The sequence below is a fragment of the Aeoliella fuhlenseeensis genome (assembly GCF_052161615.1).
Lineage (GTDB): Bacteria > Planctomycetota > Planctomycetia > Pirellulales > Lacipirellulaceae > Aeoliella.
The window spans coordinates 5,270,597-5,285,209 of record NZ_CP197417.1 but is presented as its reverse complement, the minus strand read 5'-3'; the positions used below and the strand labels follow the sequence as shown (position 1 = coordinate 5,285,209).

13 protein-coding genes are annotated in these 14,613 nt (G+C 60.9%); 7 read left to right on the top strand and 6 right to left on the bottom strand.

What is annotated here, in order from left to right; translation table 11 throughout:
• Nucleotides 1-612, bottom strand: coding sequence for a trimeric intracellular cation channel family protein (locus SH292x_RS20725; protein ID WP_442482933.1), 612 nt, complete (start codon nt 610-612; stop codon nt 1-3).
• Between the two features lie 284 nt (nt 613-896).
• Between SH292x_RS20725 and tdh the strand changes: the two genes are divergently transcribed.
• From tdh to SH292x_RS20710, 3 genes are all read left to right on the top strand, one after another.
• Complete coding sequence (tdh, locus tag SH292x_RS20720; protein WP_442482932.1) at nt 897-1,925, top strand: L-threonine 3-dehydrogenase; 1,029 nt, start codon at nt 897-899, stop codon at nt 1,923-1,925.
• Nucleotides 1,926-2,184: 259 nt separating this feature from the next.
• Nucleotides 2,185-3,372 carry a glycine C-acetyltransferase gene (gene kbl / locus SH292x_RS20715; protein WP_442482931.1) on the top strand — a complete coding sequence of 396 codons (1,188 nt, stop codon included), beginning with the start codon at nt 2,185-2,187 and terminating at the stop codon, nt 3,370-3,372.
• 86 nt (nt 3,373-3,458) lie between these two features.
• The gene (locus tag SH292x_RS20710) at nt 3,459-4,205 is read left to right on the top strand and encodes a hypothetical protein (protein WP_442482930.1); all 747 of its coding nucleotides are present in this window, start codon (nt 3,459-3,461) and stop codon (nt 4,203-4,205) included.
• Nucleotides 4,206-4,427: 222 nt separating this feature from the next.
• Here the strand turns inward: SH292x_RS20710 and SH292x_RS20705 are convergent, their stop codons facing one another.
• From SH292x_RS20705 to SH292x_RS20695, 3 genes are all read right to left on the bottom strand, one after another.
• Complete coding sequence (locus SH292x_RS20705; protein WP_442482929.1) at nt 4,428-4,958, bottom strand: hypothetical protein; 531 nt, start codon at nt 4,956-4,958, stop codon at nt 4,428-4,430.
• 367 nt (nt 4,959-5,325) lie between these two features.
• The gene (locus tag SH292x_RS20700; protein ID WP_442482928.1) at nt 5,326-6,684 is read right to left on the bottom strand and encodes a S41 family peptidase; all 1,359 of its coding nucleotides are present in this window, start codon (nt 6,682-6,684) and stop codon (nt 5,326-5,328) included.
• Between the two features lie 138 nt (nt 6,685-6,822).
• A complete protein-coding gene (locus tag SH292x_RS20695) occupies nt 6,823-7,200 on the bottom strand; it encodes an endonuclease domain-containing protein (protein WP_442482927.1) in 378 nt (125 codons plus the stop codon).
• 355 nt (nt 7,201-7,555) lie between these two features.
• Here SH292x_RS20695 and SH292x_RS20690 point away from each other — a divergent pair, with 355 nt between their 5' ends.
• Entirely contained in the window at nt 7,556-7,768 is a 213-nt protein-coding gene (locus SH292x_RS20690; protein WP_442482926.1) for a hypothetical protein, read from the top strand.
• Nucleotides 7,769-7,864: 96 nt separating this feature from the next.
• Here SH292x_RS20690 and der read toward each other — a convergent pair whose 3' ends face one another.
• The gene (gene der, locus SH292x_RS20685) at nt 7,865-9,226 is read right to left on the bottom strand and encodes a ribosome biogenesis GTPase Der (RefSeq protein WP_442482925.1); all 1,362 of its coding nucleotides are present in this window, start codon (nt 9,224-9,226) and stop codon (nt 7,865-7,867) included.
• 330 nt (nt 9,227-9,556) lie between these two features.
• Between der and SH292x_RS20680 the strand changes: the two genes are divergently transcribed.
• Entirely contained in the window at nt 9,557-10,384 is an 828-nt protein-coding gene (locus SH292x_RS20680) for a uracil-DNA glycosylase (RefSeq protein ID WP_442482924.1), read from the top strand.
• Between the two features lie 432 nt (nt 10,385-10,816).
• A complete protein-coding gene (locus SH292x_RS20675; RefSeq protein ID WP_442482923.1) occupies nt 10,817-11,380 on the top strand; it encodes a hypothetical protein in 564 nt (187 codons plus the stop codon).
• A 72-nt stretch (nt 11,381-11,452) separates the two neighbouring features.
• Here the strand turns inward: SH292x_RS20675 and hemW are convergent, their stop codons facing one another.
• Nucleotides 11,453-12,574: a radical SAM family heme chaperone HemW gene (gene hemW, locus SH292x_RS20670; protein WP_442482922.1), complete on the bottom strand. Its 1,122-nt coding sequence runs from the start codon at nt 12,572-12,574 to the stop codon at nt 11,453-11,455.
• Nucleotides 12,575-12,759: 185 nt separating this feature from the next.
• On the opposite strand from hemW, the gene SH292x_RS20665 reads away from it, so the two are divergent.
• Nucleotides 12,760-14,577, top strand: a complete 1,818-nt coding sequence (locus tag SH292x_RS20665) for a polymorphic toxin-type HINT domain-containing protein (RefSeq protein ID WP_442482921.1) — start codon at nt 12,760-12,762, stop codon at nt 14,575-14,577.
• Nucleotides 14,578-14,613: the final 36 nt, after the last annotated feature.

The following is a 14,613-nucleotide window of genomic DNA, read 5'->3' as shown; positions in this document are numbered from 1 at the left end:
TCACTTGTCCTGCAGCGTCTTCACGGGGACGTGCAGGTTGAATTGCACTGCCACCATCCGCAGGGCGAACGCCACGGCGACGCCGGCGGGCTGGGACGTCCACTCGCTGACGCCGGCGGCGTCGAGAGCCAGGTAGGTCACGGACCCAACCAGTGCGCAGGTGGCGTAAAGCGGGCTCTTGCGGAACAGACTGGGGGTTTCGTTGCAGATGATGTCGCCGATCACGCCGCCAAACGAACCGGTCATCACGCCGAACACGGCTGAGACCAGGGGGCTCATTCCCGCCTCGACCGCCACCACGGTGCCGGCGACGCTCCAGAGGCCCAGCCCCAGTGCATCGGGCAGGGCGAGCCAGGGTTCGAGCTTCGCAACCTGCCGTGGCAGCACCGCGCCGATCACGGCCACCACCAGCACGGCCCAAAGATAGTCTTCGTTCTCGACCCAGAACAGCGGCCGGCGGTCCAGCAGCACGTCTCGGAGCGTACCGCCGCCAAATGCCACGGCGAACGACACGCTGACGAGGCCCACGATGTCAAAGTCTTTACGCAAGCCCCGCAGCACGCCATAGATGGCGGCAGACAGCACGGCGGCGAATTGAAGAGCGTAGAACATGGCGGACCGAGGGGAGTGTTGCTGGATTCTAGAGCGGCGTCTGGGATGCTGCCAATCGGAGTCGAAGGATGATTAGTGCCGCACTTAACTTCAGATCATTAGTGCGCAGCTTAACTACGCTTCTAAGACCGCCGGCAGCCCGCGCGGGTTCGACTCCACGGGCCGGCAATGCGCACAGAGGCCGCCGGTCCCTGGTACGATCCGCGGGCTTTGTTTAGCGTGATGCAAATCGACAGGCGTCGTCCCTCTCCGCATCCCCCCTTTCCCCTGTCTGAGTTCCCGCCTTGAAAGCCCTCGTAAAGAAGCATTCCGAAGTTGGGTTGTGGCTCGAAGATGTCCCCGAGCCGACGCATGGCATCAACGACGTTCTGGTCCGCGTTCACAAGACTGGCATCTGCGGAACCGACGTCCACATCTACAACTGGGACGCCTGGGCCAAGAAGACGATTCCGGTGCCGATGGTCGTCGGCCACGAGTTTGTTGGCGAGATCGTGGCGGTCGGCTCGAACGTCAACGACTTTCACGTCGGCGACATCGTCAGTGGCGAAGGGCACGTCGTGTGCGGTCGCTGCCGCAACTGCATGGCGGGGCGTCGGCATCTTTGCAAGGCGACCAAGGGTGTGGGCGTGAATCGTCCCGGTGCGTTCGCCGAGTTGATCTCGCTGCCGATGACGAACGTCTGGCACCACGCGCCTGGCGTCGACCCCGACGTGGCGTCGATCTTCGACCCGCTTGGTAACGCCGTTCATACGGCGCTGTCGTTCCCCGTGCTGGGCGAGGACGTATTGATTACCGGTGCCGGTCCAATTGGTATCATGGCCGCCGCCGTGGTCCGCCACGCCGGCGCGCGGCACGTCGTGATCACCGACGTGAATCCCTACCGGCTTGAGCTAGCTCAACGGGTGGGCGTCACGCGGGCAGTTGATGTTCGTTCGACCAAACTCGCCGACGTGCAAGCCGAGCTCGGAATGACCGAGGGCTTCGACGTTGGCCTCGAGATGTCGGGCAACGCCAGCGCGTTCCGCGACATGATCTCGAACATGTGCCACGGCGGAAAAATCGCGATGCTCGGCATTCCCGAAGGCGAGATGGCCATCGACTGGAACGAGGTGGTGTTCAACATGCTCACCATCAAGGGCATCTACGGCCGCGAGATGTACGAGACTTGGTATCAGATGACCGTGATGATCCAGAGCGGCCTCGATATCAATCCTGTGATCACGCACCGCCTGCCCTACACCGAATTCCAGCAAGGTTTCGACACTATGCGTTCGGGAAGTTCGGGTAAAATCATCCTGGACTGGACGGTTTAGTACGCAGAGTCGCTGCGGCCAACAAAGTAGGGTGGGTGGTTCTGACGGGGCAAGACGCTGACTAACGTTTACGCTCACCACCGTCAGGTTCACCCACCATTGCAGCGAGCATGAACAAGAAGGTGGGTGAACCTGTCGGCGTCTGAATGATCTCAAAGACTACAAGTTTGCTGAGCCGACAGAACCACCCACCCTACGCACGAATATCAAACCCACAGAATCCCCGCGTTCCTGCCGGGGCTAATTGCGAGCGAACGATATGAACCAAGATCTCCAGCGTATCACTCACCAAGTCGATGAAATCCGCGAAGCCGGGCTCTACAAGCACGAGCGGCTGATTGAGTCGCCGCAGCGGGCGCATATTGGCGTCGCTGGCCACGAGGTGCTCAACATGTGCGCCAATAATTACCTGGGCCTCGCCGACAACGCCGAGATCATCCAGGCGGCCCACGAGTATCTCGACCGCTGGGGCTATGGGCTCTCCAGCGTGCGGTTTATCTGTGGTACGCAAACCTGCCACAAGGAACTCGAAACCGCCGTGAGCGACTTCCTTGGCACCGACGATACCATCTTGTACTCGTCGTGTTTCGACGCGAACGGTGGATTGTTCGAGACGCTGCTCGGCGACGAGGATGCGGTGATTAGCGACGAGTTGAACCACGCCTCGATCATCGACGGCGTGCGGCTTTGCAAGGCGAAGCGGTACCGTTACAAGACCTGTAACATGGACGACCTTCGCGAGAAGCTTCAGGAAGCCGACGCCGCGGGCGCGCGGACTAAGTTGATCACGACCGATGGCGTGTTCAGCATGGATGGCAGCGTGGCGAAGCTCGACCAGATTTGCGAGCTCGCCGACGAGTACGGTGCCTTGGTGCACTTCGACGACTGCCACGCCACCGGTTTCTGGGGCCCCACGGGGCGTGGAACCCACGAGCATTGCGGCGTGATGGGTCGAATCGACATCACGACTGGGACCTTCGGCAAAGCCCTCGGCGGCGCGAGCGGCGGCTACACCAGTGGCAAGAAGGAAATCATCGAACTCCTCCGCCAACGTTCGCGGCCTTACCTGTTCTCGAACACCATCGCCCCGCCCATTGTAGGTGGATCGATCAAGGCGATCGAAATCGCCGGCCGTTCGACCGAACTTCGCGACAAACTGATGCGCAACACCAAGCTGTTCCGCACCGAGATGACCGACGCCGGCTTTGATATTCTGCCGGGCGAACACCCGATCGTCCCCATCATGCTGGGCGACGCGAACCTCGCCACATCGCTAGCCAACAAGCTCCTGGAGCTCGGCATCTACGTCATAGGCTTCTACTACCCCGTGGTCCCAATGGGCAAAGCACGCATCCGGGTCCAAATTTCCGCCGCACATTCGGAAGACGATTTGCGCGGGGCGGTGGAGAAGTTTAAGGAAGCGAAATCGGCAATCGCGGTGGCTTAAGGGATTGGCTGACCACAGAGTGCACAGAGGACACGGAGGGAATTGTGTCATCCTGAGGAGTGAGCTGAGAAACGAGTACCGAGTTTATGGCACTGATTGATGATCCCGTGGCCTGGATACTTCTCATGTTCTCCAAAGAGGAGCGAGAAGGTCGTGGCGCGTTTTGCCAAAGGTTTCCCGACGGCGATCTAGTCCAAAGTCTGCCTCTCGTCGAAGGTGAGCGAATATTTGGGATTTACAAAGAGTCCTACTTCTTCTCACCCGTGGCCTTGTACATCGTGAAGACTGGAAATTGCGAGCGGCTGCCTTGGGCAGCGATTTGCGATTGCACTACTCGGCATGGCGATGGCCAGAAGAAGTCGGTGGTTACGCTGTTGGATGGGACAACTCACGAGATTAGTGTTTCGGACTTGGCTACTGGGTGGAGTGGTTGTATCTCCCAGTTGTTTCACCAAATGGTGGAGCGGTATGGCGCACGACCCGCTATGGGACCGGAATCCCTGATGAACATTGAGCAGTTTTTCCGTGGGTTGAGAATGGGCTCCAAGGCGATTCCAAACTTGCCGGAAGCAAGAAATACCGCAGCAATAGAAGAAACGCTGCTATCGCTTCGAAACCAACCGAACACCACCGATGTTCAACTGATTCTCGCTAGTGACGACCCCGATGCAGCCGTGGGTGTTGCCGTGCGGACTTCACTCAATGCTTCCCACTTTGAGGAGCTGGTGGAGCCTCTTGGTACATCCGGACTCGTCGATTCGACCGCCGAGCTAGGCCCTCGATTCAACGACTTTCAAAAGAACGAAAGAGTTTACCAGCTGATGTGGGACTGAAGATTACCCCCCAGTTCCTCCGGGCGCTAACGCTTCCGGCTCGCCTGGATCGTCATCAGTGTTTATTAGCGAAGATTAGCGGTCGCAACTCCTCTTCCTCCGCGCTCTCTGTGCCCTCTGTGGTTCATTCGAGCGAATGGCCACGGAGATCCTTCAGTCCCTTAGGCTCCCTCAGGATGACACAGACGCTTGGCCATAACGATGGGGATGCCTCAAAACTCTCTACCGCTTCAGTAGCGCGTCGACGTCGATCGAGAAGCCGGTGTCTTCGGTTTCGTATTCGAACGGTTCGTTCCACGGCATTTCGGCTTCGGCGTTGACTCGGCTGGAGTCGCGGACTTCGTCTTGCAGCTTACGGACCAGGCCGGCGATGTACGGGTCGGACCAAGGGACGAGGTCGCTCGGCTTGAACCGGGGACGGCTACCGCCATTGGCGAGCCAGTCATTGTCAGCGGCGACTTCAACCACAACGGTACGGATACGACGAGGAGCGTTCATTTGTGTGCCTTTGTTCTTCTTGATTAGATAGCGAGAAAAGTCCGTGGCACCGATTCGCGCGACCCCCGCAGGGATCAAGTGGAGGAGGAGTTCAGGATTGCCCACCTGCGCTGACTCGGTAACACTCACGCGGCCAATGCTATGACCGGGTGAGTGCAGTTCCTTCGGGTCTTGGTCGGCGGTGAGGTTGGCCCGTGGCGGGCCGGTGTGTCCTCGTTTCGCTCGACTTAGGTCCCCGATCTGTTGAAGGCTCACTTCAACGGAAGGGGACTATTGCAGGTGGTGTGCCAAACGCCGCGCGGCAGCGACAGAAATTGTCCGGCACCCAGAAACACCGCGAATTATCGAGGTTTTTCGCGGTGTGCAAGAACTACACGCTGGCGGCCCGGTTGCAAGGATTACAAACCTCGATAGTGCAAGCATCACGGCTGTGCGGGTGTGGAAAACTTTACGGGCGCGTGGCGACCGTGAGCCGGGTCGTCCTCGACCCCGGAAACTTGAACCCGTGGTGAAGCGTTCCACCTCGGGCATGTCCGGGGTCGGGGACGACCCGGCTCACACGCCTTCGCGAGAAGTTTTAGGGTTCGCGGCCCGAACTCTTGCGAGTCCGGCTACCGAGTAGCTACTCCGTTTCAGCATCCTGCTTGCTATCCAGCAGTTCCTGCAAGTGCGCCACTGCTAGCTCCACGGCGGGGTCGGCGTACAGCGGGGTGTCTTCGGAATCTTCCGTGGATTCATCGGCGGCGGGATCGTACGTCGTGGTATCGCGGAGCACGCGTGCCTTCGCCCAATCAACGTATTCGTCGAGGGTCATTTCGATTTCGAAACCTTCGTTCGGCGCGACTCCCCATTCGGGGTCGGCCATCGCTTTGGTGCGGTCGGGTTCGTGGCGATGAATGTTGCGGCCGCTTGGTCGCCAAAAGCTGGCGGTGGTGAGCTTCAGCGTGCTGTCGCCGGCCTGCATGGGCAAGGTTTCCTGCACCGTTCCTTTGCCGTAGGTACGCTCGCCGATTACCACCGCGCGGCCGTGGTCTTCGAGGCACGCGGCAACGATTTCGCTGGCGCTCGCGCTGTTGCGATCGATCAGCACGACCAGCGGCAGGTCGACGTAAGGCCCATCGCTTGAGCTTCGCGCGACGCTGCGAGCCTCGCCTTGGCGATCACGGGTCTCCACGATCAACTTCTCGGCAGGCAGAAACAGCTCGCACGTCGCGACGGCCGAATCGAGCAGACCTCCAGGATTGCCGCGAAGATCGAGGATTACGGCCTCCGTGCCAGTTTCCTGAAGCTTGGGGAGTAGGTCGGTGAGTTCGGTATAGGTCTTCGCGCCAAACGACGTGATGCGTACCAAGGCGATGCGTGGGTCTTCCTCAAGAACGTATTGCCAAGCTCCGCCCGGGAGCAAGCGATCGCCACGCAGCGAGTCGAGCGTCAGCTTCTCGCGGACTACTTTCAGGGTGACGGGCACCTTCTCGCCCTTGTGCAGCACCGAAAGCTGCACCGCGTCTCCGGGCTTGCCTCGCATCCGTTCCAGCACTTTATCGAAATCGAATTGGGTGAGTCCGGTGGTGCCAAAGTCGTCTATGGCCAGGATCACGTCCCCTTCGACGAGCCCCGCGCGATCGGCAGGCTTGCCCGCCATGGGCGGGCCGGCGACTTCGAGCACCGGTGGCTCGCCTTCAAAGCGTAGCCGGACTCCGATGCCGCCGATTTCCTGGTTAATCTCTTCGCGGAAGAACTGGGCCTGTCGCTCGGTAATGAACTGCGAGTGGTCGTCGCCGGCTCGCTTTAGCACCGCAACCATGCCGTCCATCGCCCCCTGGAACAGCTCGCGATCAGGAACTTGCTGGTAGGCGTGGCGATCGATTTTCTCGTAGCCCTCGACCATGTAGCGGGCGTAGGGGTCCTGCTCGTTGCGAATGAAGCAAAGCCAGCAAAATGCCGTGGCAAGGAGCAGGAGCGTGAGGTTGCGGCGAGACATGGCGTAGGAGCGGCTCGGTGGTTGTCAGTCCCCTCTCCCCCGCGATTTCGCGAGGTGAGGGCTGGCGGGAAAAGGAACTTATGATCGCGAAATCGTGGGGGAGAGGGCTAGGGTGAGGGGGCCTGCCCAGCGGGGTGCTTACTCTTCTGTGGGTGTGTCCAAGTATTCTACGCCCAAACTTCTACAAATCGCGACGGCGACCCCTTCGAGGTTTTCGAGCACTTCGTCGTTCGTGAAACGGATCACCCGCCAGCCTTGTTGTTCCAAATAGCTCTGCCGCGACGCATCGGAAGCGGCGACGTAGTCGTGATAGCCTCCATCGAGCTCCACAATCAAGGAATGCTCGATGCAGGCGAAATCGGCAATGAACGGTGGGATGGGCAACTGCCGCCGAAACTTGAGCCCACCCAGCCTTCGCCCGCGAAGGACGGACCACAACTGTGCCTCGGCTTCGGTCTGGCGCGTCCGAAGTTCCCGCGCGCGAGCGGTTTCGATGGGAGGTTGTCTTGGGGGCATGGCTTTACTTGCAGGGCAGCCCCCTCACCCTAACCCTCTCCCCCAAATCCCTCACTGCAGGGTCTCTGGGGATTGTAAGTCAATTGGGTGAGGGATTTGGGGGAGAGGGGACTAAGTTCCGAAAGCCGAGGGCTTAACTTTAGTCTGCTACCCCATTCTACGCCTCCCGCACGCTGCTAGCACCAGGGCGCTCGTGCTAGCATCTGTGCAGGTCCACAGGCGTCGACTCGGCCTTGCGTCGATCGGGCGGTTCGGATGTAATGCCGGTTGTTGGAAACAGAGATCTTCTCTTCGTGCGAGTCGGCATTGCCGGCACGCCGATCTAATCAGGCGATGGATGGCCTTCGAGGAAGCAATGCGGCTGGAAACCCAAGACAACGCGAATAACCCCTGGAAACAGTTCGTCTTTTACGGCGAAGTGGTGGGTTTCGTATTGGTGTGGGTGATGGGTGCCCTGTTGGTCGCACGCACCAGCACCCCCGAACCGAGCCTAGCGAACACACGAGCGGTCGACTCGGTCGCCGACGCAGGCCTGCCTGATCTGCCCGTCAAGAAGCTGGAACAATAAGTTTCCACGCGATTGTTGCGCATTTCTTACGGCGCAATTTCCGGGGTCGGGGACGACCCGGTTCACACGCGAGACTTCTGAGGTGCCGACGCCTCTTTACGCGTCGGCCATGGCTTCGCTGCCGATGTCGTCACGGAGGTCGGAATCGGACCGACGACGCAGGTAAAGCTTGATTGGCACTTCGTCGAAATCGAGTTGCTCGCGGAACGTGTTCAGCAGGTACCGCTGGTAGTTGGCATCGATCGCCGCCGGTTGGCTGCAGAACAGCACGATAGTTGGCGGCTCGATACCGACCTGTGTGGCGTAGTAAATCTTGGGCCGACGGTTCTGGTACATCGGTGGTGCTTTGCGCTTCACAGCGTCGCGGAGCATGCGATTCAGTTCGCCGGTGCCGACGCGCGAGCGGGCCTGCTTGAACAGCATCTGGCCGTGGTTCAGCAGTGCCTTGACGTTCTTGCCCGACTTGCCGGTGATGAACGCGATGGGGGCGTATCGCATCGTGCGATAGGTATCGTGGATGTAGTTCACCCACTTTTCGGTCGGCATGGTGCCGGCCAGTTCATCCCACTTGTTGACGACGATGAAGCAGGGCTTGTACTGGCTGGTGATGTAGTCGCAAAGCTGCTTGTCGACCTTGCCGATGCGCTCGGTGCAGTCGTGGAACAGGAACACCACGTCTGCCCGGCGGATGCTGCGCTGAGCGCGGTGCATGCCGTAGAAGTCGATGTCGCGCTGGCTCTTACCCTTGCGCAGGCCCGGGGTGTCGATGGCGATAAACGCCTTGCCGTCGAGCTCGAAACGGACGTCGACGCTATCGCGCGTGGTGCCCGGCACTTCGCTGACGATCATTCGCTCGGCCTTGGCCAGCGTGTTGACGAAGGTGCTCTTGCCAACGTTCCGCCGGCCGACAATCGCCACCTTCATGGTGGGCTCGGCGTCAGGCGTGTTGTCGTCGCCGGGCTCGGGCAGCGTGTCGATGATGCGATTGAGCAGGATGCCGCGATTGCGATTCTGCAGCACGCTCACTTTCACCGGAGAGCCGAAGCCCAGGCGATGGAAGTCGTCGGCTGCGGTATCGAATGTGTGGTCGTCCGTCTTGTTCGCCACGCAGACGACGGGCACTTTCACCAGTCGCAACCGCTTAGCGATTTCCTGGTCCATCGGCATGAGGCCGCTGCGGGTATCGAGCAGGAAGAGGATCAGATCGGCCGACTCGAGGGCGACGGTGATCTGGTCTTCGATGTGTTGGGTGAGGTTGTCGGCATCGTTGAACCCCATTCCGCCGGTATCAACCAGCTCGAAGAAGCGGTCTTCGTGGCACATGAGGTGCGTGATGCGGTCGCGCGTGACGCCCGGCTGGTCGTCGACGATGGCGATCTTGGTCCCAGCGAGCCAGTTGAACAGGCTGCTTTTCCCGACATTGGGGCGACCGACGATAACTACTTGGGGAACTGGCATGATGGCTGGACGTCTGCTGGTGCCTTGGGAAGGCCGCGATCCTGCGCATCTCCCTCTCGATTCGCTGCGGCGGTGCCTCGGGCGCACTATTACCCGCCGGCTACCTTCTATGGGGGTTGCCCTTCCTCGGGTCATCCCTCACCGTATTGTAGTTGTCCTTGGACCGAGGGTCAGCCCCCAAAACCTAGGGGTATTGGGAGCCGAGGTGCGTAGGCCTGCGTGTAATGGAACCGACGGAAGTGGCGATGGTTTCGAGGTTTCGGGTCGGAAAGGTCCGAGCCGAGAATGCCCGGCTCACTTGGATCGATCAACCTTTAGTAAGTGTACGTTATGGATTCCGCCCGCCATCGAGCCGTTCTGGCACGCCTCGAAAGCCTGAAAATGGCGGGGGTCGAGCAGTTTCCGCGGGCCTCGGCGGTCCCGATGCCGGCTGCCGAGCCACCCCAGCCCCCCGTGCCGGCTTCCCCCCTGCCCCAGCCCCCTTCGCCCCTTGAGCCCGATATGCCTCGCCCGTCCAAATCGGCCAAAGCCAAGCCCGCCGCCCTGTTTGAACCGACGGAGCCCGGCGTCGCCGCAAAACCGACCGACAAGGTTTCGTCGGCCGCCACGCTCGAAATCCTCCAGGCCGAGGTCGCCGGCTGCACGCTCTGCCACGAGCTAGCCACGACGCGCACGCAAACCGTGTTCGGCAGCGGCAATCCCAAGGCGAGGCTTTGCTTCATGGGCGAAGCTCCGGGGGCCGACGAGGATCGCACCGGCTTGCCCTTCGTGGGCCGCGCCGGGCAATTGCTGACGAAGATCATCGAGGCGTGCACGTTGACACGGGAAGAAGTCTACATTCTCAACGTCCTGAAGTGCCGGCCGCCGGGAAATCGGAATCCTCTGCCCCAGGAATCGGCGAACTGCAAACAGTACCTCCGCCGGCAGCTCGAGCTCATTCAGCCTGAGTACATTTGCTGCCTGGGGGCGGTCGCCGCCCAGAATCTGCTGGAAACGACGGAGACAATCGGCAAACTCCGCGGCCAGATTCATCAGTACCGCGGCATCAACGTCGTCTGCACCTACCACCCCGCCTACCTGCTTCGCAATCCTGCCGCGAAGAAAGATTGCTGGGACGACATGAAAATGTTGATGGGACTGATGGGGGTGAAGCTGTAGGAAAGGTAGCCGGGTAAGTGTCATTCCGAAGGAGCCTAAGCGACTGAGGAATCTACGCTGCCGGGCAGGGCCGTGCTGAGGATGGCTGAAGTTTGAAGTTCCAGCCACCAGAATGGCGGCGGCTTGCGATCTCCACGCCAGATTCCTCAGTCGTTCCACTCCTGTCGGAATGCCACAGGGTTCCCCGCGCCAGCGACGCTAGCTCGCTGCAAAACTCTGCCGGTCGTGCTGGGCAAACGGGCTGACCTTGCGGGTCGTGCCGGTTCTTTCTTTAGCCTTTTTGCAACTTGTGGCCGCTGGGCACTCAAAGCTCTTTTGCCCTCCGTAGCGGCTTGTTAAAGTCGAATTCACGGGAGCGCCGGAGTGCTCCACCACCCGCATACGACACCGATGCGCACGGCCTTTATCGGTCCGTGCACGCCAGCCATGTTCATGCCCGAATCTTCTCAACACAACGACGTCGATAGCCTGCTGCGGAACGCCCGGTTGCGTGACGAGCTGGAGCCGCTGTTTGACGAATCCATTGGAAGCGTCGATTACAGCGTGATGTCGACCCATCGCGAGAATGAGTTTCTCGAATCGATGCTGGAATGGGAGCGGGCTCCGATGGTCCCGATCAGCCAGTGGTTCGACCCGGAAATGGTGCTGCCTCACCCCGATCACTTGGCCGGCGACGATCTGAGCGAACTGCTCGATAGCGTCGTCGAGCAGCTTTACCAGCAGCAGATCGTGCTGGACTTCACCAACCACTTGGACGATCGCCAGCTTTACACGCTCATCTACCGCGACATCCTGCCGAGCTACGAGAAGAAGCTTTCGAAGCGCAGCAGCTTCTTGCACTGGGACTGTGCCAACATCGAGGGTGACCCCGAGATTTGGCTACGGTACTACGCCAGCGACGAAGAGCGCGATATCTGGTCGGACGAAACCGGCGAGAAACTCCCGCCGCGCCAGCTTCCGCCGTTCGCCCGCCAGTTGCCACGCGCACCACTTTAATCGTGCCCGCAGAACTGCGAACTCTCTGAAAAGTCCGGGGCCGGGGACGGCCCGGCTCACTTGGATTGCCGCTCAAAGCATCTCGGGCCACATCGCGTCGCTCACCAGCAGCCCTTCGCGCGTCAGCCGTACGCGATCGCCATCGTCGGCGAGTAGGCCGTAGCTGGTGAACTTCGAAATTGCTTCGCCGGCGAGTTCGTCCATCGCGAATCCGGTGGCTTGTTGGAACTCATCGCGGCGGAGGCCCTCGAGGCGACGCAGCGCGAACACCAACCGCTCGCGAGCCCGCGACTCGTCGTCGAATTGTTCTCGCTCGGCAACTGCCGACTCCCCTGCTAGAACGCGTTGCAAATAGGTGGTGGTGCTGCGGTGGTTCGTCTCGCGAACACCAGCGACGTAGCGCGCCGCGCCCGGGCCAACGGCGTAGTACTCGTCGCCCCGCCAGTAGGTTTCGTTGTGCCGGCTCCGGCGTCCGGGCTGGGCAAAGTTCGACACCTCGTAGTGCTCGAACCCCGCGGCGGCTAGCTCTTCGATCGCCGAGATGTACATGTCGCGCTCAAGATCGTCCTCGGCTTGCAGGAGCTCGCCACGCATCCGCCGGCTCCAGTAGGTCGTCCCCTTCTCGAACGTCAGCCCGTAAACCGAGATGTGCTGAGGGCGGAGTTCGATTGCCCGCCGAAGATCGTCCAGCCACTCGGCGAGCAACTCGCCCGGTGCGGCGAAAATCAGGTCGATGGACACCGCGATGCCTCGTTCGCGGGCGAGTTCCACCGAGCGCTCGATGTCACCGGCGTTGTGGTCGCGTTCGAGTACCCGCAGCTTCTCGGCGCGAAACGACTGGGCCCCAAGGCTCAAGCGGTTCACGCCCGCCGCGGCGAGCATGTCCGCCATTTCGGACGTCATGTCGGCGGGGTTGGCCTCGACGGTCCATTCGTAGCCGGCGGCCAGCGGGTGCCAATGCGCCGTAAGTTCGGTGAGCGTGCGAAGTCCGCTAGGCCCAAGTTGGGTCGGCGTTCCGCCGCCGTAGTAGAGCGTGTCGACTTCTTGTGGCTCGGCGAGTTGCTGCCGCAGTTCGATTTCGACGGCCTGAAGATAGCTCGGCACCAGGTCGCCGCGACCGGCGACGAGCGCGAAGTTGCAGTACCCGCAGCGGTGGGCACAGAACGGAACATGAACGTAAGCGGCTCGCGCCATGCTGGGTGCGGAACTCAGTAGTTAGGGTCTCTCCCTGAGTGCCCAACGACCAACGCTTCGCAGGAATCCACACGGGGTTTTCCTATCTTAACAAGTTTCGCAAAAAACTTGCGGGGAAGAATAAAGTCCCCCCATAATTGCGAATGGCTTCGGTCCGTCCTTCTCTGACACCGGAATGAGTTCCCATGCGTACCACGTTTCCAATCTGCCTCGCCATCGGATTTACCGTCAGCTCCCTTTCATCGGCCGGCGACAATGTTGCCTCGGGCATTGCCGAGCGCATGACTCGCGAAGCCCTGGCTGCCGGCGCGGCAGGTGAAACGGAACTTCGCGAAGACCTGCTCGACCAGGCACTGCGGGTTGCCCCCGACCACGCCCCCGCGCGCTGGGCGAAGGGCCAGATCGAGCAGGATGGCGAGTGGAAGTCGATTGGCGTGGTGCAAGAGGAAGCCCGCGCCAACACTCGGCGTGACGAATACCAGGCGATGAAGTCGCAGGCACCCGAGGGATCCGCCGCACAGCTTGAGCTCGCCAAGTGGTGCCAGCGGAACAACTTGGCCGACGAAGCCCGGTATCATTGGCTTAACGTCCTGACGGCCGATCCGCAGAACAAAGACGCCCTACGAGCGCTTGATAGCGATTGGTTCGAGGGTCGATTGCTGCCTCGCGATGAAGTGGCAGACCTGAAGCTCGACCAACGCGAGCGACGTAAGGCAGAGGGGACATGGCGAGCTCGCATCGCTGGGTGGGACCGCGCCATTAAATCCGGCGGTGACGAGGCCGAACGTGCGCTCGCCGATGTGGAAGCGACCGTCGATGAATCGGCGATTCCCGAGTTCGAGAAGCTAGCGATCAACACCCGCAAGCGTGGCCCCGGCCAAGCAAGTCGCAACGCACAACTTTGCGAAGCCTACGTCTCGGCCCTAGAACGCCTGCCGAGCTACGAGGCGAGCTTGTCGCTCGCACGTCTCGCGGTGCTCGCCGACGACTCGACGCTCCAACTCGCAGCCATGGAGACTTTGAAGCAGCGGCCTACTTATGAGGTGCTGCCGATGCTGTTCACCGGGCTTACTCCTGTGATCGAGAGTCGATTCGACATCACGCGGAGCGAGAACGGACTGATTCAATACACTCACGAGATGGTGGCTGAAGGAGCTGATGTCGATTACGTCGCCGAGACATCGACCACCGTGGCGGCACCGGTGGTGGTGATCGAGGGCGCGAGCGCTCAGGCGGTTCAACGAGCCCTGAATCGCTCGGAGATGCGGCAGTACACGGCTGCCCAGCAAATGGCTCGCGAAGCACAACGTCTTGAAGAAATGGCGGCCTCGGCGAATGCGACCCGCGAGCAACTTAATGGCCGCATCGTCGCCGTGCTTCGCACGCTGACGGGGAAAGACTATTCCGACAATCCCCGCGAGTGGTGGGACTACTGGCGCGAAGAGAATGGCTACGACGAGTACCGCGAAACCGTCGCCTACCGAGCCGACCAGTCGTACGACCTCACGGAAATCGTCGCCCCGCCGATCCAAACGGGCGGAGGTGGTGGCGGTTACGAGTGCTTCGCGGCGGGCACCTTGGTGTGGACCAAGACCGGTATGCAGGAGATCGAGACGCTCCGCGCTGGCGACATCGTCCTTACCATGGACGAGCAAACGGGCGAGCGATCGTTCCGGCCCGTGCTTCGCACAACACTCCGCCCGCCAGGCCCGATGATGCACTTGGCTACGAGCAACTACCAGATCGTCTGCACGCCGGGTCACCCTTTTTGGGTCGAGGGTACGGGTTGGCGGATGGCCAAAGAACTGTCCGTGGGCGATCGCATCACCACGGCCACCGGCGCGCCGCTTGAACTGCGTGCCGTTGCTTCGGCCGAAGAAGAGCAGCAGGCCTTTAATTTAGTGGTCGAAGGGAACAATAATTACTTCGTCGGCCAGGACGGTCTGTTGTCGCACGACAACACACAGCGTCGACCGGAACTCGCACGAGCCGCACAGCGGTAGTACTACCATAACGTGCAACTTAACAACGGAGGGGAA